Raw genomic sequence first — 16,996 nt, forward strand, 5'->3', positions numbered from 1 at the left:
CGTGGCCCTGTATCGCACCTACCGCCCGGCGTCCTTCGCCGAAGTCGTCGGCCAGGACCATGTCACCGATCCGCTGAGCCGCGCCCTCGACGGCGGCCGGATCAATCACGCCTACCTCTTCTCCGGCCCGCGCGGCTGCGGCAAGACCTCGTCGGCGCGCATCCTCGCCCGCTCCCTCAACTGCGAGCAGGGTCCGACGTCGACGCCGTGCGGCACCTGCGACTCGTGCGTCGCGCTCGCGCCCGGCGGACCCGGGAACCTCGACGTCATCGAGCTCGACGCCGCTAGCCACGGCGGGGTCGACGACACCCGCGAGCTGCGCGACCGCGCCTTCTACGCGCCGGCCCAGTCGCGCTACCGCGTGTTCATCGTCGACGAGGCGCACATGGTGACCAACGCGGGCTTCAACGCGCTGCTCAAGATCGTCGAGGAGCCGCCCGAGCACCTGATCTTCGTGTTCGCCACGACCGAGCCGGAGAAGGTGCTGCCGACGATCCGTTCGCGCACCCACCACTACCCGTTCCGGTTGCTCGCCCCGCCGGTGATGCGCGGCCTGCTCGAGCGCATCGTCGAGCAGGAGGGCGTGACCGTCGCGCCCGAGGTCTACCCGCTGGTCATCCGCGCCGGTGGCGGCTCGCCGCGCGACTCGCTGTCGATCCTCGACCAGTTGCTCGCCGGTGCCGGCGACGACGGCGTCACCTATGACCGCGCGCTCTCCCTGCTCGGCGTCACGGACGTCGCCCTGATCGACGAGGCGGTCGACGCGTTGGCCGCCGGTGACGGGGCCGCGCTGTTCACCTCGGTCGAGTCGGTGGTCAACGCCGGCCACGACCCCCGCCGGTTCGCCGTCGACCTGCTCGAGCGCCTGCGCGACCTGATCCTGCTGCGGGCGGTGCCCGACGCCGCCGAGCGCGGGCTGGTGGAAGCACCCGCCGACCAGGTCGCCAAGATGCAGTCGCAGATCGAGGGCCTGGGCCCGGCACTGCTCGCCCGCTCGGCCGAGACCGTGCACGCCGCCCTCGGCGAGATGCGCGGCACGACGTCGCCGCGGTTGCTGCTCGAGGTCATGTGCGCACGGCTGCTCCTCCCGCAGACCGAAGCCGACGACGCCGCGCTACTGACCCGCATCGAGAAGCTTGAGTCGGGGGTGCCGGCCGCACCGCGCACCGGGGCCGCTCCGGCCGCCGCCGCGCCGACTGCTCCGCCGCCCGCCGACGAGCCGCCGTCGAAGTTCACCCGGCCCTCGCAGCGCAAGGCCGCCGACCCCACCGAGCCGGAGGTCGCGGCGACTGCCCCGGAACCCGAGTCCGCACCCGAGCCGGAGGCCCCCAGCGCTGGTCGAGTGCCCGAGGAGCGAAGCGACTCGGCACCTCCGCAGGCCGACGTCGCTCCGGAATCCGAGGACGCCGCCCCGGAGCCGGCGACGCCGACCGAGGCCCCGCCCACCCGTCCCGAGCCCGTCCGAGCGGTCCCCGAGCCCGAGCCGGAACCGGCGGCAGCGCCGGAACCAGAACCGGCACCAGAGCCCGTCGTCGAACCGGAACCCGATCCCGCCGCCGCCGCACCGACCGGCAGCCTGACCCTCGACGAGGCGCAGCGGCGCTTCGGCGACGTGCGCGCGGCGATGCGCGCCCAGTCGCCGGTGTTCGAGGCGATGCTCAGCGGCGCCTTCGTGCACCAGGTCGACGGCGGCGCGGTCACCCTCGGCCACGCCAACGAGGCCCTCGCGGCCCGACTCTCCGAGGAGCAGCGCGCCCAGGCCCTGCGCTCGGCGTTCTCGACGGTCTTCGGCTCCGACTTCGACGTCCGCACGATCCACGTCCAGCCCGAGTCCGGTCCGGCAACCGCGGCGACGCCCGCCGCGCAGCAGGCGCCCAAGCAGTCCTACCGCCGGCCCAGCCGTGGCGAGGCCGCCTCCGAGGACCTGCCGCCCGAGCCCGAGGAGCCTTCTCCGGAACCGCCTAGGCCCGACGAGGAGATCCCCGAGCGCGAGCGCGAGGAGATGATCGAGCAGGCGCACGACCAGTCGTCGACGGATGCGCCTCGCGATCCCGACGAGATCGCCCTCGAACTCATCCAGGGCGAGCTCGGCGGCACCGTCATCGACGAGAAGTAGCTAGCGGGTCAGGGCCGCCACCACGGTCGCAGCGGGACATTCGGTGCCCGGTCGTCATCGAGCTTGACGGCCAGGACGTGGTGCAACTGCACGGTGTCGCGCTCGAAGCCGATGCGACTGCCCGCCATGTAGAGCCCCCACAGGCGGGCGGTGCCCTCGCCGACCTCGGCGACGGCCTCGTCCCAGTGCGCGGCGAGGTTGGCGTTCCAGTCGCGCAGCGTCATGGCGTAGTGCTCGCGCAGGTTCTCCTCGTGCAACACCTCGACGCCGCCGATGTCCTGGAGCCGGGAGATGATCGTGCCGACGCCGGCCAGCTCGCCGTCGGGGAAGACGTAGCGGTCGATGAACGCGCCGGCCTTGTGCGGCCCGGTGTTGTCCGGCCGGGTGATGCAGTGGTTGAGCAGCAGGCCGCCGGGGCGCAGCTTGTCGCGCATGAACCGGAAGTAGTCGGGGTAGTTGGCGACGCCGATGTGCTCGGTCAACCCGATCGAGGACACGGCGTCGAACTCGGATTCGGCGACGTCGCGGTAATCGGAGAAGCGGACCTCGGCGAACTCGCCCAGTCCCTCGCGGGCGATGGCCTCCTGCGCCCACTTCGCCTGCTCGGCCGACAGCGTCGCCCCGATGGCGTGGACCCCGTGGCGAGCGGCGTAGCGGACCATGCCGCCCCACCCGCAGCCGATGTCGAGGAGCCGGTCGCCGGGCTTCAGGCGCAGCTTCTCGAAGATCAACCGGTACTTGTTCTCCTGGGCCGCCTCCAACGACGCGTCGGCGTCGGGATACACCGCACACGTGTAGGTCATCGACGGTCCGAGGACCCACTCGTAGAACGTGTTGGACACGTCGTAGTGGTGGTGGATCACCTCGGCGTCGCGATGCTTGGAGTGGCGCAGGCCCTCGGCGACGCGGCGCCAGCGGGGGACGGCCTCCTGCGGCGGCGGCGCGACCGGTTTGAAGTGTTCCAACCCGATGCCGCGCGCGATGTGCGCCATCTCCCGCGGCGACGGCTTGCTGAACGTCAGGTCCTGCGACAGTGCCTGCAGCGCCCGGTAGGGGTCGCCCGGGTGCACGCCGACGAGGTCGACGTCACCGCCGATGTAGGCGCGCGCCAGGCCGAGCTCGCCCGGCGCGGTGACCAGGTAGTTGGTGCCGCGCGGGGTGCGCAGCGCCAGCTCGAAGGGAGCGTCGGCCGGCCCGGCGGTGCTGCCGTCGTAGGCGCTGACCCGAATGCGGGAGTCCTCGCCCAAAAAGGTTCCGAAGATGTCCGCGAGCGGCATGTGTTCGGTGTGCGTGAGTGCGTCTTTGAGTGTGGTCATTGCCGGTTCACCGCCTTGGCGTAGAGATCGAGCAGTCGGGACTGCGGGTCGTATTTCTGTTTGAGCCGTCGGTAGTCGTCGCCGCCGTAGAGCGCCGCGAACTCCGCGGGGGAGTAGAACGACTCCGAGTACAGCGACTTGTGGCCGTCGAGATCGGCGACCTTCCGCTCGATCAGTCGGTTGGTGTGACCGGGGCGGCCGGGCGTCTGTGGCACCGCCGACCAGAACCCGACGTTGACGTAGGTGCACCGCGGCTGCAGCGGGTACAACGGCCACGGGCGCGCCGGATCGGCGCCGGGCGGCACGGGCTCGCGCAGCCGCAGCGGGCACAACCAGATCGGTTCGATCGGGATCTCGCGCAGGAACCAGTCGACGAATCCGGCGGTGCGGTCGAGCGGCACCTCGATGTCCTGCACGACGCGCTCGCTCGGGGGCTCGCCCTTGCGGGCGGCCAGTCGATCGCCGACGTTGTAGCGGTGGTCGAGGGCGATCAGCTTCCAGTAGAAGCTGCTGCGCAACCACCGCTTGGGCCACAGCCGCCGGATCCGCGGGTTCTGCGTCCCGAAGGCGCGCGAGCACCAGAACCAGTCGGTGTCCCACCGCCACAGGTAGTCGCGGATGGTCAGCAGGTCGCGCTTGGGCGTCGCCGACGGCTCGTGCTGGATGGACCGGTAGTAGATCTGCTGACCGGTGTAGTCGCTGGGCCGCTGAGTCTGCTCATCGGTCTGGCGGCCCAGCACCAGGTACGACTCGTCGGCGGAGAACACCACCCCGTCGAGATAGTCGACCCGCTCCCCGTCGTACGACTTCTCCTCGACGATCCGCGTCATCGCGTCGACGAGGCTCGCGACGTCGGTGAACCGCACGTGCCGGAGCGCGACGAATGGCGCGACCGGTTCGAGTTCGATGCGCAGCCGCACCGAGTAGCCGAGGGTGCCGTACGAGTTGGGGAAGCCGTGGAAGAGGTCGGCGTGCTCGCCGTCGGGGGTGGCGGTGATGACCTCGCCGGCGCCGGTGAGGACGTCGATCTCGGTGACCGACTCGTGCGGCAGGCCGTTGCGGAAGGACGTCGACTCGATGCCCAGCCCGGTGGCCGCGCCGCCGAGGGTGATGGTCTTGAGCTGCGGGACGACCAGCGGCGCCAAGCCGTACGGCAGGGTCGCGTCGACGAGGTCCTCGTAGGTGCACATGCCCGCGACGTCGGCCACCCGTGCGTCGGGGTCGACGGAGATCACCTTGGTCAGTCCGGAGACGTCGAGGCCGGGGTGGGGGTTGCGCTCGCGGCGGCGGAACAGGTTCGACGTCTTCTTGGCGAGGCGCACGGTGCCGTCGGCTGGGATCAGGCGGTAACTGGCGAGCAGTCTGTGTACGCCCTGCTCGTGAACCTTCGGACCTGTCTCCAAGCTCACCGCCATTACCTACTAGCGTAGGTACAGAATCCACCGGTTGCGACCGCTACCGCGATACGCAGCACAGATACCCCCGCGAGGAGTCCCCATGGCGCAAGTGACCGCCACCCAGACCGTCCAGATCGCCGCCGCGCCCGACAAGGTGCTGGCCGCACTCGCCGACTACCAGGCCCGCCCGGAGATCCTCCCGGCGAACTACCGCGACTACGCGGTCCTGTCCGGCGGCACGGGCGACGGCACCGTCGTCCACTGGATCCTGCAGGCCACCGAGAAGCGCCAGCGCGACGTCAAAGCCGCCGTCAGCGTCGCCGGGTCCACCATCACCGAGACCGACGAGAACTCGACGATGGTCACCACCTACACCGTCGCCCCGAGCGGCGACGGTTCGACCGTCACCACGACGACCACCTGGCAGGGCGCCGGCGGCGTGGGCGGCTTCTTCGAGAAGACCTTCGCCCCCAAGGGTCTCGGCCGCATCCAGGCCGAGCTGCTGGGCAACCTCAAGTCGCGGTTGGAGAGCTGACCCGCCGACGCCGACCCGGTCCGCTCCCGCCGCGCGCGGGAGTGGACGCGACGCGGGTGGTCCTGCGCGCCGACGCCGATCACAGCGTCGGTGCGGCACTGCTCGCGTCGAAGGCGGGCGCCGAGGTCGGCCTGGACGGCCTGATCGCGCGGTCGGATGCGGGTGAACTCGTCGACCTCGACGGACGCCGCGTCGCGCTCGACGCCCCGTCGCGGGCCGGATCCGCGGTGTTCTTCTACCGCGACCTGCCCGCCGACGAGCCGCCCATCCCGTTCGACCTCGAACTCATCCACGAGGACGCCGACCTCATCGTCGTCGACAAGCCGCACTTCCTGGCGACGATGCCGCGCGGGCGGCACGTCGTGCAGACCGCGCTGGTCCGGCTGCGGCGCGACTACGGCAACGACGACATCGCGCCCGTCCACCGCCTCGACCGCCTGACCGCCGGCGTGCTGATGTTCACCCGACGACCGGCGGTCCGTCGGGCCTATCAGGAACTCTTCGCCGACCGCCGCGTCCGCAAGACCTACCGGGCGACCAGCGATCGGCCGTGGCACCACGGCGACGCCGAGGTGCGCGTGGCCAACCGCATCGAGAAGACCGCCGGTGATCTGCGTGCCCGCGTCGTCGACGGGGAGGTCAACGCCATCAGCCGCATCACCCGCACCGGCGACGGGTTCCTCCTCGTCCCGGAGACGGGGCGGACCCACCAGCTGCGCGTGCACCTCGCCGGACTGGGCGTCCCCATCGTCGACGACCCGCTGTACCCCGAGGTGCGCCCCGAGCTCGCCGAGCTGCCCGACCACGGCGACTTCTCCCGGCCGTTGCGACTGGTCGCGACGTCGCTGGAGTTCGACGACCCGATCACCGGTCAGGCGCGGTCGTTCCGGTCTCGCCGGGCGTGAGCAGTAGGCTTACCGTCGTGACTGAGCACGAGACGACCGCCGAAACCGATGTCGCGAACCGCGGGGAGTTCTGGACCCGCATCACCTCCTGGGTGCTGGTGATCGGCGGGCTGATCGGGTTCCTGGCGTCGTTCACCCTCACCGTCGAGAAGCTGAACCTGCTCAAGAACCCGGACTACCGGCCGAGCTGCAGCATCAACGCGGTCTTCAGCTGCAGCCCCGTGATGGCGTCGTGGCAGGCCTCGCTGTTCAAGATCTTCCCCAACCCGCTGCTGGGCATCGCCGGTTTCGCCGTCGTCATCACCATCGGGATGGGGCTGTTGGCCGGGGCCCGCTACGCCAACTGGTTCTGGGCCGGCCTGCAACTCGGCGTCACCCTCGCCGTCGGCTTCGTGGGTTGGCTGATCTACTCCAGCCTCTACGACATCCGCGCCCTGTGCCTGTACTGCATGGTCGTGTGGTCGGTGACCATTCCGATCTTCCTCGTCGTCACGGTGCGCAACCTGATGGCGACGCGCGCCCACCCGTCCCGGGCGCTGCAGCTGTTCGGCACCTACCTCCCGCTGATCGTCTTCGTGATCTACCTGCTCATCGGCGGGGCCATCCTGGATCAGTTCTGGAACTACTTCTTCCGGTGACCCCGTGACGATCATCGGTTCCTACGAGCGCCACCCCGACCTGGGGTGCGAGGCCATCGTCTTCCTCGACGACGAGACCGGCGCCTGCTTCCAGATCCAGCGCGACCTCATGGGCGGTCCGCGCGCCGACGAGTACTGCGTGACCACCGGGGCCAGCGCCCCGATCTACGGCGGCGCGGTCAAGCAGTGGCGCCGCGTCGACGACAACCGCTTCGAATTCGAACTCACGCCGCGGGCCGGTCGGCTCTTCGGCGACGACGTGCTCTCCTTCGAGGTGTCGCCCAACGACGCCACCCTCGAGGAACTCGCCGCCCACCTCGACCGCATCTTGCGCTGAGTTGTCGCCGTCGGCGACTACCCTGGACCGCGTGACTGACACACCAGATTTGGGCGACCTCCTGGGCGGTGGCGACGACGGGCTGTCCGGCCTGCTCGCCCAGGCCCAGCAGATGCAGGAGCAGCTGCTCAAGGCGCAACAGGAGATCGCGGCGACCGAGCTGACCGGCACCGCCGGGGGCGGCCTGGTCACCGTCACCGGGACCGGCGGCGGCGTCACCGCCATTACCATCGACCCGAAGGTCGTCGACCCGTCCGACGTCGAGACGCTGCAGGACCTCGTCGTCGGCGCGCTGGCCGACCTCGATGCCAAGCGCCAGGCGCTGACCGCCGAGAAGATGGGCCCGCTGTCGGCCGGTCTGGGCGGCGGGCTGCCGGGTTTGGGCTGACCATGTACGAAGGGCCGATCCAGGATCTGATCGACGAACTGGCCAAGCAGCCCGGGCTCGGCCCGAAGGGTGCCCAGCGCATCGCGTTCAGCCTGCTGGCGGGGGAGAAGTCGGATATCGACCGGCTCATCGCAGCGCTCGGCCGGGTGCGTGACGACGTCACGTTCTGCTCCGAGTGCGGCAACGTCTCGGCCAACTCGCTGTGCCGGATCTGTTCCGACGCCCGCCGCGACGCGACGAAGATCTGTGTGGTGGAAGAACCGAAGGACGTCCACGCGATCGAGCGGACCAAGGAGTTCACCGGGCGGTACCACGTGCTCGGCGGCGCGCTCGATCCGTTGTCGGGCATCGGGCCCGACCAGTTGCGCATCCGCGAGCTGCTCAAGCGGCTGGGCAACCAAGACGACGGCGTCGACGTCACCGAGGTGATCGTCGCGACCGACCCCAACACCGAGGGCGAGGCGACCGCCACCTACCTGCTGCGGATGCTCAAGGACTTCCCCGGCCTCTCGGTCACGCGGTTGGCCTCGGGCCTGCCGATGGGCGGCGACCTCGAGTTCGCCGACGAGCTGACGCTGGGCCGCGCCCTGTCGGGCCGACGCGTCCTCACCTGAGCCATGGACCTGGCCGAGATCGCGGCCGGCCACACCGCGGGCATCATCGCCATTGACGGGCCGTCCGGCTCCGGGAAGACCACCGTCGCGCGCCGGTTGGCGGCCGAGTTCGCGCGGCTCGACCGCGAGGCACTCCTCGTCGGCACCGATGAATTCGCCACGTGGGACGACCCGGTGGCGTGGTGGCCGGAGTTCGTCGACGGGGTGCTCGCGCCCTTCCTCGCCGGGGACGACCTGCGTTACCGCCCTCGCGTCTGGACCGGCGACGCCGCACGGCCCGGGCCGGAGGTCGTGCGCGAGTGGCGGCCGATCCTCATCGTCGAAGGGGTGTCATCGGCGCGACGCGCGATGGCGCCGCACCTGACGCGCGCGCTCTGGCTCGGCGGCGGTTCACCGGAGCAGCGGCTGGCGGCTGCCGTCGCGCGGGAGGGCGAGCACGCGCGCGAGCACCTACAAGCGTGGCAGCGCTTCGAGGACGGCTGGTTCGCCGTGGACGGCACGCGCGAGCGGTGTGTCCAACTTCGCCTGAAATAGCCGTCGCCGAGGGCATATTGCCGTCCGCGGTGGCCATTCCGGACGATAGTGGTCAGCGCGCGGCGGCCAAGCGCTCCTTGCGGAGCTGATCGATCTCGGGGAGGTCGAGGGGGGCGAGCTTGGTGCCGGTGGCCTGTTCCAACAGGTAGTCGGCCAGTTCCGGGTTACGCGCCAGCAACGGACCGTGCATGTACGTGCCGATGACGCTGCCCTGGACGACGCCCTCGACCTTGTCGGCGGTGCCGTTGCCGACGCCGTGGCGGACCTTGGCCAGCGGCGTCGCGCCGGAGCCCAGCGTGGTGATCCCGCGGTGGTTCTCAAAGCCCGACAGCGGCTGAGTCAGTCCGTCGACCAGCGGCTCGGTGACGAGTTCGCCGATCGAGCGCGCCGGGCCGGGCGAGGTGGTCAGGTCGAACATCGCGATGCCGTCGACCTTCTCGCCGGCCGCGGTCTCGTACCAGTTGCCGAGCACCTGAATCGCAGCACAGATCGCGAGCACCGGGCGGCCCTTCTCGGCGGCCCGCTGCATGCCCGGGTGTTCGGTCAGGTGGCGGGTGGCCAGTCGTTGGGCGAAGTCCTCGGCGCCGCCGAGCGTGTAGACGTCGAGCGAGTCGGGAACGTCGTCGTCGAGGGTGATCGGCACGATCTCGGCGTCGAGCCCGCGCATCCGCGCCCGCTGGCGCAGCACCAGGGCGTTCCCGCCGTCGCCGTAGGTGCCCATCACGTCGGGCAGCACGAGCCCGATCCGCAGCGTCGACTCACTCATCACGCATCTCCCTTCGCGTCGGCCCCGGTCAGCGGCTCGGCGCCGGCCCGCTCCAGCGCGGTGCCCAGATCGCGGAAGGCCGTGTAGTTGGCCAACACCTCGACGCGGCCCGGCGGGCACTGCGCGATGGCCGCCATCGGATCGGGGACGGTGGTGTGCTCGGCGCCGGCGTACAGCAGTCGGACGCCGAGGTCGGCGGCGCGCTCACCGGCGGCGATCACCTTCATCGTCTCGAAGGCCTCGAAGCGCACGTCCCACAACCAGGACAGGTCCTCGCCGTCGGGCACCTGGCCGTTGACCGCGATGACGAGGCTGTCGGCATCCTGATCGATCATCGACAACGCCTCCTGCCAGCCGGCCGGGTTCTTGGCCAGCAGCGTGCGGATGGTGTGCTCGCCCAGTCGGTAGGAGCCGTATCGCCCGGCGACTTCGCCGACCGTGCCGACGGCGGCGGCCGCAGCGGCCGGATCAGCGCCCATCGCCACGGCCGCGGCGATCGCCTGGGTGGCGTTGCCGCGGTTGGCCCGGCCCGGCACCGCGGGCTTGAGCGGGGCGGAGAAGCCGTTCGGACCGTAGACGTTGTCGTCGTCGAACCACCAGTCCGGCTGCGGGCGGCGGAAGGAGTCGTCGCCGGTCGAGCGCCACTGACCGTCGCCGGAGCGGATGATCGGCTCGCCGGTGCGCGGGCAGCTGACCGAGTCGCCGACCCAGCTCGCCCCCGCGGCGACCCACACGACATTCGGCGCGTCGAAGGCGGCGGAGGTGACCAGCACGTCGTCGCAGTTGGCGACGACCGTCATCGCGGGATGCTTCTCGATGCCCTCGCGCAGCCGACGCTCGATGATGTTGATCTCGCCGACGCGGTCGAGCTGGTCGCGCGAGAGGTTCAGCAGCACCAGCACGTCGGGGTGCAGGGCGTCGGACACGTGCGGCACGTGCAGCTCGTCGACCTCCAGCGCGGCAACCGGCTTGCCCCGGGTCAACGACAGGGTGGCGATGATGCCGGCGTCCATGTTGGCGCCGTCGGCCTGAGTGGCGACCGGCCCGACGCCGGCCAGGGCCGCGGCGAGCATGCGGGTGGTCGTCGACTTGCCGTTGGTCCCGGTGACCAGCGCGGTCCGACGACCGGCCCCCAGTCGGGCCATGATCGACGGGTCGACCTTCATGGCGACCAGTCCGCCGATCATCGAGCCTTTGCCGCGCCCGGCCGCGCGCGAGGCCCAGCGGGCCGAGGCGGCGGCGGCGAGCGCCAATCGGGTGCGGGCGGGCAGGCCCGGGGCGTTCGACATGGGAAAGAGTTTCCCACACCGAGCACCGCTCGGACTTCCTGCTCCCTGGGTAGGGTCTCTTGACGTGAGCAAATCCACCACGGTGTCCCTGCCCGTGCCGCTTCGCGTGCAGCGCGCGTTCCTCCTCGGCGCGGGCAAGCTGCCCGCCCCGCTTCTGGCCGCCGTGGGCAAGGTCGGGCCGAAGAACGCCGCCGGCGACCACCTCGATCCGATGCTCGGCGCCATCGCGCTCGCGGCGGCCACCGTCCCCGCCTTCGACATGTACGACCCCGATCCGGCGCGCGCCCGCCGCAAGATCGACGCGTCGTCGGCGATGCTGGCACCGAAACTCCCCGCCTTCGCCATCGACGAGGACGTCGTCATCGACGGCCCGGGCGGACCGCTCCCGGCCACCCGCTATCGAGCCGGCTCGACGTCGCGCGGCCTGGTCGTGTTCTTCCACGGCGGCGGCTGGACCATCGGCAGCCCGGCGAGCCACGACGCGGTGGCCCGCAACCTCGCCATCGACGCGGGCGTCGACGTCCTCAGCGTCGACTACCGCCTCGCCCCGGAGAACCCGTTCCCGGCGGCCGTCGACGACGCGCTGGCCGCGTGGCGGTACGCGGTCGACCACGCGGCACAGTGGGGCGTTGATCCGACGAAGATCGTCGTCGCCGGCGACAGCGCGGGTGGCAACCTGGCGGCAGTCGTGGCCCAGCAGACCAAGGGCGAGAAGGTCGTTCCCGCGTTCCAACTGCTCATCTACCCCGCGGTGGACCTCGCCGGCGAGTCACCGTCGCGCACCGAGTTCGCCGAGGGCCGCTTCCTCACCAAGAAGCACATGGACTGGTTCATCGACAACTACCTGCCCGATGTCGCCGGGCGCGCCGATCCGAAGGCGTCGCCGATCCGCGCCGACGACTTCGCCGGACTGCCGCCGGCCCACGTCGTCGTCGCCGGATTCGACCCGTTGCGCGACGAGGGCCTCGCCTACGCCGACAAGCTGCGCGCGGCCGGCGTGCCGGTCACCGTCGACCGGGCCGGCTCGATGATCCACGGCTTCTTCAACATGACGGCGGTCTCGCCGGCGGCGCGGGCATCGACCCGTCGCGCGGCCGACGCGGTCGCCCGGGCGCTGGCATGACCGCCGACGGCGGTTCGACCCGCGTCGCCATTCGCGTCGCCGGCGTCGCCGCGCTCGGCGGGCTGCTGTTCGGCTACGAAACGGCCGTCATCAACGGCGCCACCGAGGCGCTCCAAGAGGCCTTCCACATCAAGGCGGCACCCCTGGGGTTCGCCGTCGCGTCCGCGCTCATCGGCGCCGCGATCGGTGCGCTGACCGCCGGGCGCATCGCCGACCGCATCGGTCGCCTGGCGGTGATGAAGATTGCCGCGGTGCTGTTCTTCATCAGCGCGATCGGCTGCGCCCTGGCCCCCGAGCACTGGGGCGACGGCGGGCTGGCGGTCTTCATCGCCTTCCGCGTCATCGGCGGGTTCGCCGTCGGTACGGCGTCGGTCATCGCCCCGGCCTACATCGCCGAAACCGCGCCGGCCCGGCTGCGCGGCCGCCTCGGGTCGCTGCAGCAGTTGGCGATCGTGCTGGGCATCTTCCTGTCGTTCCTCATCAACTACGCGCTGCAGCGGGCGGCCGGCGGCGCCGACCAGACGCTGTGGCTGGGCCTCGAGGCGTGGCGGTGGATGTTCGTGGCGATGGCCGTCCCGGCGGTCGTCTACGGGGTGCTCTCGTTCACCATCCCCGAGTCGCCGCGCTACCTGGTCGCCAAGCAGCGCATTCCCGAGGCCCGCGCCGTCCTGACATCGCTCGGCGACGACGACGTCGACACGACGGTCGAGCAGATCCGCGGCAGCGTCCACGGCGAGGCCAAACCGTCGTGGCGCGACCTGCGCCGGCCGGGCGGCAAGGTCTACCCGATCGTGTGGATCGGCCTGCTGCTGTCGGTCTTCCAGCAGGCCGTCGGCATCAACGCCGTCTTCTACTACTCGAACGTCGTGTGGACCTCGGCCGGCTTCGACCAGAACGCGGCCTTCCTCACCTCGCTGGTCACCTCGATCGTCAACATCGCCACGACCGTCGTCGCCATCTCGCTCATCGACCGGGTTGGCCGCAAGCCGCTGTTGCTCACCGGCTCCATCGGCATGGCAGCGTCGCTGATCACGCTCGCCGTCGCGTTCAGCCACCTCACCGACAAACTCGACGCCTTCGGCAACAAGGTCCTCGACTCGGGCAGCCAGACGGTGCAGGTCCTGCCCGGATCGTGGGCCGTCGTCGCGCTGATCGCGTTCAACGCCTTCGTCGTGTTCTTCGGGATGAGCTGGGGCCCGGTCGTCTGGGTGCTGCTCGGCGAGATGTTCCCCAACCGTTTCCGGGCCGCGGCGCTGTCCCTCGCGGCGGCCGGGCAGTGGGCCACCAACTGGGTCGTCACCCAGACCTTCCCGATCATCAAGGACGGCCCCGGGCTCGGCTTCGGGTACGCGCTGTACGGCGCCTTCGCCATCGCCTCCTTCCTCTTCGTCTACCGGCTCGTGCCGGAGACCAAGGGCAAGACCCTGGAGGAGATGGACGCCCTCGCCGGGATCGCCGACGAGGAGGCGGCGCGATGACGACGAGCCGCGCCGGGGCGCCGACCGGGCAAACGCAGCCCTCCCTCAAGCGGATGCTGGTGCTGACGGCGGTGGTGTTGGTCCTGACGGTCGCCGTCCTCTACGGGCTGTCGCGCTGGTGGGGCCCACAGGTGCTGTCCGCCGGCATCATCAGCATTTTGACGCTCGCGCCGACCGTCACCGTGCTGAACCTGCGCGGCGTGCTGTGGGCCACCGGCTGGGTGGCCGTCGTGTGCGTCGCGGCGATCCTGGTGCCCGCCACCAAGTGGTTCATCCTGGCCGGCGTGCTGGTGTCGTCGCTGAGCCAGGGTTTCTTCGTCGGCGGCGGTGTCGCCGGACTGAACCGCACCCCGGCGAGCTTCCTCGGCTTCGCGAACTTCTCCCGGGAGAACGGCACGCTCGCCGACGTCTGGCAGCCGTTGGTGGGCGTGCTGATCGGCGCCCTCGGTGTGATCATCCTCGGCATCGTCGCCTTCGGCGCGCAGCGCAAGAAGGTCGACATCCCGCCGATGTACGAGCGCCTGCTCTACGGCGGCGGGCTGGCGCTCGGGTCGCTGATCCTGGCGGCGGTCTGGTACTTCGCCGACTGGCCGCACCTGGTCTACCCGCTGCTCGCCTTCTGCATCATCTTCGCGTTCGACTCCGGCCAGGTGCTGCGCAATTCGGCGTTGCGCGTCGGCGGCGGCATCACTGGCGTGACGTTCGCGGTGCTGGCCTCGATGTTCCTGCCCAACCCGGTGATCGTCGCCCTGATGGCCGTGTCCGCGATCGTGGCGATCGCGCTCATGCTGCTGGGGCGCCAGTTCTGGTTCGTCGCGTTCCTGATCGCCACGATCGTGCTGAAGGCGTCGCTGAGCGGCGAAGCGGCACTCGTGTCGGCCAAGCAGCACATCACCGGCATCGTCGCCGCGGCGCTCGTCGCGGTGCTGCTGCACTTCCTCGCCGAGCCGATCCACCGCCGGCTCGCCCGCCGAGCGGCGAATCAGGCTCCGGCGACCTGGTAGCGGCTACGGCGCCCAGGTGCCCTCGGCCTGCTCGCCGGCCTCGGCAGCGGGGCCGCGGTGTGCGCGGTTGACCGCCGAGACGACGGCCCGCAGGCTCGCCGTCGTGATCGACGACGCGATGCCGACGCCCCACACGTTCTCGCCGTTGACCTCGGCCTCCACGTAGGCGACGGCGTTGGCGTCGTCGCCCGCGGTCAGCGCGTGCTCGGAGTAGTCCAGGACGCGGACGTCGAAACCGACCGTCGAGAGGGCGTCGACGAAAGCTGCCAGCGGACCGTTGCCGCTGCCCTCGATCTCCTTCTCCGTGCCGTCGACCTTCACGACCGCAGTGATGGCGTCCTCGCCGCCGTCGGTCTCGGCGGCGTCGACGCGCTGGCGCATCCGCTCCAGCGGCCGGATGGGGTTCAGGTACTGCTCGGCGAAGACGTCCCACATCTCCTTGGGCGACACCTCGCCGCCCTCGCCGTCGGTCAGCTTCTGGATCTCGCGGCTGAACTCGATCTGCAGCCGGCGCGGCAGGTTCAGGCCGTGGTCGGCCTTCATGATGTAGGCGACGCCGCCCTTGCCGGACTGGCTGTTGACGCGGATGACCGCCTCGTAGGTGCGCCCGACGTCCTTCGGGTCGATCGGCAGGTACGGGACCTGCCACACGATGTCCTCGACGTCGGAGTCGGCCTTGTCGGCGTCGATCTTCATCTGGTCCAGGCCCTTGTTGATGGCGTCCTGGTGGCTGCCGGAGAAGGCGGTGTAGACCAGGTCGCCGCCGTAGGGGTGGCGCTCGGGGACGTTCAGCTGGTTGCAGTACTCGACGGTCCGGCGGATCTCGTCGATGTCGGAGAACGAGATCTGCGGGTCGATGCCGCGGGAGAACAGGTTCATGCCCAGCGTCACCAGGCAGACGTTGCCGGTGCGCTCGCCGTTGCCGAACAGGCAGCCCTCGATGCGGTCGGCGCCGGCCAGGTAGCCCAGTTCGGCGGCGGCGACGGCCTCGCCGCGGTCGTTGTGCGGGTGCAGGCTCAGCAGGATCGAGTCGCGACGCTCCAGGTTGCGGCTCATCCATTCGATCGAGTCGGCGTAGACGTTGGGCGTCGCCATCTCGACGGTCGCCGGCAGGTTGATGATCAGCGGGCGCTCCGGCGTCGGCGCGATGATCTCGCTGACCGCGTCACACACGTGCTTGGCGTAGGTCAGCTCGGTGCCGGTGTACGACTCGGGGGAGTACTCGTAACGCCACTTGGTGTCCGGGTACTTCTTCTCCTCGTCGAGCACCTTGTGGGCCGCGTGCGTCGCGATCGCGGTGATCTCGTCCTTGTCGGCGCGGAACACGACGCGGCGCTGCAGCACCGACGTCGAGTTGTAGAAGTGCACGATGACGCGGGGCGCGCCCTGGCATGCCTCGAAGGTGCGCTCGATCAGCTCGTCGCGGCACTGCGTCAGCACCTGGATGGTGACGTCGTCGGGGATGACGTCGTCCTCGATGATCTCGCGGACGAAGTCGTAGTCGGCCTGGCTCGCCGACGGGAAGCCGACCTCGATCTCCTTGTAGCCCATGCGGACCAGCAGGTCGAACATGCGGCGCTTGCGGGCCGGGCTCATCGGATCGATCAGGGCCTGGTTGCCGTCGCGCAGGTCGACCGCACACCACAGCGGAGCCCGCTGCGCGACCTTGTCCGGCCACGTGCGGTCGGGCAGCGAGACCTTCTCGACCTCGTCGGCGAAGGAGCGGTAGCGGTGGACCGGCATGGCGGACCCGCGCTGCGGGTTCCAGCTGGGCTGGCCCGGGGGAATGGGGCCGGACGGCTCGACGATGCGCGAACCGCTGCGAGGGGTGAAAGCGTCTGGGGAAGTCATGGTCAATCTCCGTAAGGAATGGGGTGGAAGATGACCGGCGCGCGAAATGGCCCGCGACGGAGGGCCGGTCGATTCAGACCCCGCCGCGGCAACCGAGGAGGAGTGCGCGCTGCATGGCTCCAGATTACCCGGTCGGAGCGCGACCGCACAAAGCAGAGGTATCGCGGGTCGGCCCGCAGTCGTCCCGGTTGCCGAATAGGATGCTTACCGTGCGGTGCCGACCGTCCCCGAAGGCCGGCGCCAACGTCGAAAGGAACCTCGACTGATGAGCTCGTCCACGCGATTCAAGTTGGCCTCCGTCATCGCCGGTGTCGGCGCGCTCTCGGTGCTGGGCGCCGGCGCCGCCACCGCCGAGAAGCCCGTCCCCAATTCCGCGAAGGTGCCTGGAACCAGCTGCACCGTCGGTCAGGTGGGGAAGGCGCTCGCCAAGGCGGACCCCGAATCGTGGAACTCGCTGAAGTCCCACCCGCAGCGCATGGAGCACTGGCGCCAGACCGTCGTCCTCACCCCGCAGGGGCGCAAGGCGCGCGAGGCGAAGTGGGCGCGGCAGCACCCGAACGAGGCCGGCGTCGTCAACTTCTTCAAGGCCAACGGCCTGCTGCTGGAGATCGACCCCCTGGCCGGCACCTCGGACAACCCGCAGCGCCGCGCGTACGTCAAGGCGCGCGTGAAGCGCACCTGCGGCAAGTTCTGAGCGACTTCTAG

The 16,996-nt window shown here is 70.5% G+C and carries 17 protein-coding genes; 12 read left to right on the forward strand and 5 right to left on the reverse strand.

Features of this window, described 5'->3' with window-relative positions; all coding sequences use genetic code 11:
* The first annotated feature begins 1 nt into the window (after position 1).
* On the forward strand, positions 2-2,116 hold the full coding sequence (locus QM728_RS01075; protein WP_415030205.1) for a DNA polymerase III subunit gamma and tau: 2,115 nt from the start codon (positions 2-4) through the stop codon (positions 2,114-2,116).
* Between the two features lie 8 nt (positions 2,117-2,124).
* On the opposite strand, the gene QM728_RS01080 is transcribed toward QM728_RS01075, so the two are convergent.
* Entirely contained in the window at positions 2,125-3,432 is a 1,308-nt protein-coding gene (locus QM728_RS01080; protein ID WP_415030206.1) for a class I SAM-dependent methyltransferase, read from the reverse strand.
* Complete coding sequence (locus tag QM728_RS01085) at positions 3,429-4,847, reverse strand: FAD-binding oxidoreductase (RefSeq protein WP_415030207.1); 1,419 nt, start codon at positions 4,845-4,847, stop codon at positions 3,429-3,431. The genes QM728_RS01080 and QM728_RS01085 overlap by 4 nt, the downstream gene beginning before the upstream one ends.
* 82 nt (positions 4,848-4,929) lie before the next feature.
* Between QM728_RS01085 and QM728_RS01090 the strand changes: the two genes are divergently transcribed.
* Genes QM728_RS01090 through QM728_RS01120 form a run of 7 tightly spaced genes read left to right on the forward strand, consistent with a single transcriptional unit; the run spans position 4,930 to position 8,780 of the window.
* Positions 4,930-5,364 carry an SRPBCC family protein gene (locus tag QM728_RS01090; protein WP_415030208.1) on the forward strand — a complete coding sequence of 145 codons (435 nt, stop codon included), beginning with the start codon at positions 4,930-4,932 and terminating at the stop codon, positions 5,362-5,364.
* A 41-nt stretch (positions 5,365-5,405) separates the two neighbouring features.
* Positions 5,406-6,269, forward strand: a complete 864-nt coding sequence (locus QM728_RS01095) for a pseudouridine synthase (RefSeq protein ID WP_415030209.1) — start codon at positions 5,406-5,408, stop codon at positions 6,267-6,269.
* 17 nt (positions 6,270-6,286) lie between these two features.
* Complete coding sequence (locus QM728_RS01100; RefSeq protein WP_415030210.1) at positions 6,287-6,907, forward strand: vitamin K epoxide reductase family protein; 621 nt, start codon at positions 6,287-6,289, stop codon at positions 6,905-6,907.
* A gap of 4 nt (positions 6,908-6,911) precedes the next feature.
* Entirely contained in the window at positions 6,912-7,244 is a 333-nt protein-coding gene (locus QM728_RS01105; protein ID WP_415030211.1) for a hypothetical protein, read from the forward strand.
* Positions 7,245-7,275: 31 nt separating this feature from the next.
* Positions 7,276-7,632, forward strand: a complete 357-nt coding sequence (locus tag QM728_RS01110) for a YbaB/EbfC family nucleoid-associated protein (protein WP_415030212.1) — start codon at positions 7,276-7,278, stop codon at positions 7,630-7,632.
* Between the two features lie 2 nt (positions 7,633-7,634).
* Complete coding sequence (gene recR / locus QM728_RS01115; protein ID WP_415030213.1) at positions 7,635-8,246, forward strand: recombination mediator RecR; 612 nt, start codon at positions 7,635-7,637, stop codon at positions 8,244-8,246.
* A 3-nt stretch (positions 8,247-8,249) separates the two neighbouring features.
* Positions 8,250-8,780 carry a uridine kinase family protein gene (locus QM728_RS01120; protein ID WP_415030214.1) on the forward strand — a complete coding sequence of 177 codons (531 nt, stop codon included), beginning with the start codon at positions 8,250-8,252 and terminating at the stop codon, positions 8,778-8,780.
* A 52-nt stretch (positions 8,781-8,832) separates the two neighbouring features.
* Here QM728_RS01120 and QM728_RS01125 read toward each other — a convergent pair whose 3' ends face one another.
* Together QM728_RS01125 and QM728_RS01130 are read right to left on the reverse strand one after the other, a co-directional pair.
* The gene (locus QM728_RS01125; RefSeq protein ID WP_415030215.1) at positions 8,833-9,546 is read right to left on the reverse strand and encodes a type 1 glutamine amidotransferase; all 714 of its coding nucleotides are present in this window, start codon (positions 9,544-9,546) and stop codon (positions 8,833-8,835) included.
* Positions 9,546-10,835 (reverse strand): MurT ligase domain-containing protein, encoded by a 1,290-nt coding sequence (locus QM728_RS01130; RefSeq protein WP_415030216.1) that lies wholly within the window; start codon positions 10,833-10,835, stop codon positions 9,546-9,548. Before QM728_RS01130 ends, QM728_RS01125 begins: the two co-directional genes overlap by 1 nt.
* A 64-nt stretch (positions 10,836-10,899) precedes the next feature.
* Here QM728_RS01130 and QM728_RS01135 point away from each other — a divergent pair, with 64 nt between their 5' ends.
* From QM728_RS01135 to QM728_RS01145, 3 genes are read left to right on the forward strand one after another with little or no spacing between them, the layout of a single operon-like run.
* Positions 10,900-11,958 carry an alpha/beta hydrolase gene (locus QM728_RS01135; RefSeq protein ID WP_415030217.1) on the forward strand — a complete coding sequence of 353 codons (1,059 nt, stop codon included), beginning with the start codon at positions 10,900-10,902 and terminating at the stop codon, positions 11,956-11,958.
* On the forward strand, positions 11,955-13,436 hold the full coding sequence (locus QM728_RS01140; protein WP_415030218.1) for a sugar porter family MFS transporter: 1,482 nt from the start codon (positions 11,955-11,957) through the stop codon (positions 13,434-13,436). Before QM728_RS01135 ends, QM728_RS01140 begins: the two co-directional genes overlap by 4 nt.
* Positions 13,433-14,440, forward strand: a complete 1,008-nt coding sequence (locus QM728_RS01145) for a hypothetical protein (protein ID WP_415030219.1) — start codon at positions 13,433-13,435, stop codon at positions 14,438-14,440. The genes QM728_RS01140 and QM728_RS01145 overlap by 4 nt, the downstream gene beginning before the upstream one ends.
* Positions 14,441-14,443: 3 nt before the next feature.
* Here QM728_RS01145 and leuA read toward each other — a convergent pair whose 3' ends face one another.
* Positions 14,444-16,291 carry a 2-isopropylmalate synthase gene (gene leuA / locus QM728_RS01150; RefSeq protein ID WP_415030220.1) on the reverse strand — a complete coding sequence of 616 codons (1,848 nt, stop codon included), beginning with the start codon at positions 16,289-16,291 and terminating at the stop codon, positions 14,444-14,446.
* A gap of 265 nt (positions 16,292-16,556) precedes the next feature.
* Here leuA and QM728_RS01155 point away from each other — a divergent pair, with 265 nt between their 5' ends.
* A complete protein-coding gene (locus QM728_RS01155) occupies positions 16,557-16,985 on the forward strand; it encodes a hypothetical protein (protein WP_415030221.1) in 429 nt (142 codons plus the stop codon).
* Positions 16,986-16,996: the final 11 nt, after the last annotated feature.

The organism is Gordonia sp. (in: high G+C Gram-positive bacteria) (genome assembly GCF_047602025.1).
In the GTDB taxonomy this organism is placed as follows: Bacteria; Actinomycetota; Actinomycetes; order Mycobacteriales; family Mycobacteriaceae; genus Gordonia.

Coding starts and splice junctions, on each gene's coding strand:
- QM728_RS01145 (WP_415030219.1), top strand. CDS start 13,433: ATGACGACGAGCCGCGCCGGGGCGCCGACCGGGCAAACGCAGCCCTCC.
- QM728_RS01140 (WP_415030218.1), top strand. CDS start 11,955: ATGACCGCCGACGGCGGTTCGACCCGCGTCGCCATTCGCGTCGCCGGC.
- leuA (WP_415030220.1), bottom strand. CDS start 16,291: ATGACTTCCCCAGACGCTTTCACCCCTCGCAGCGGTTCGCGCATCGTC.
- QM728_RS01120 (WP_415030214.1), top strand. CDS start 8,250: ATGGACCTGGCCGAGATCGCGGCCGGCCACACCGCGGGCATCATCGCC.
- QM728_RS01085 (WP_415030207.1), bottom strand. CDS start 4,847: ATGGCGGTGAGCTTGGAGACAGGTCCGAAGGTTCACGAGCAGGGCGTA.
- QM728_RS01125 (WP_415030215.1), bottom strand. CDS start 9,546: ATGAGTGAGTCGACGCTGCGGATCGGGCTCGTGCTGCCCGACGTGATG.
- QM728_RS01080 (WP_415030206.1), bottom strand. CDS start 3,432: ATGACCACACTCAAAGACGCACTCACGCACACCGAACACATGCCGCTC.
- QM728_RS01090 (WP_415030208.1), top strand. CDS start 4,930: ATGGCGCAAGTGACCGCCACCCAGACCGTCCAGATCGCCGCCGCGCCC.
- QM728_RS01155 (WP_415030221.1), top strand. CDS start 16,557: ATGAGCTCGTCCACGCGATTCAAGTTGGCCTCCGTCATCGCCGGTGTC.
- QM728_RS01130 (WP_415030216.1), bottom strand. CDS start 10,835: ATGTCGAACGCCCCGGGCCTGCCCGCCCGCACCCGATTGGCGCTCGCC.
- recR (WP_415030213.1), top strand. CDS start 7,635: ATGTACGAAGGGCCGATCCAGGATCTGATCGACGAACTGGCCAAGCAG.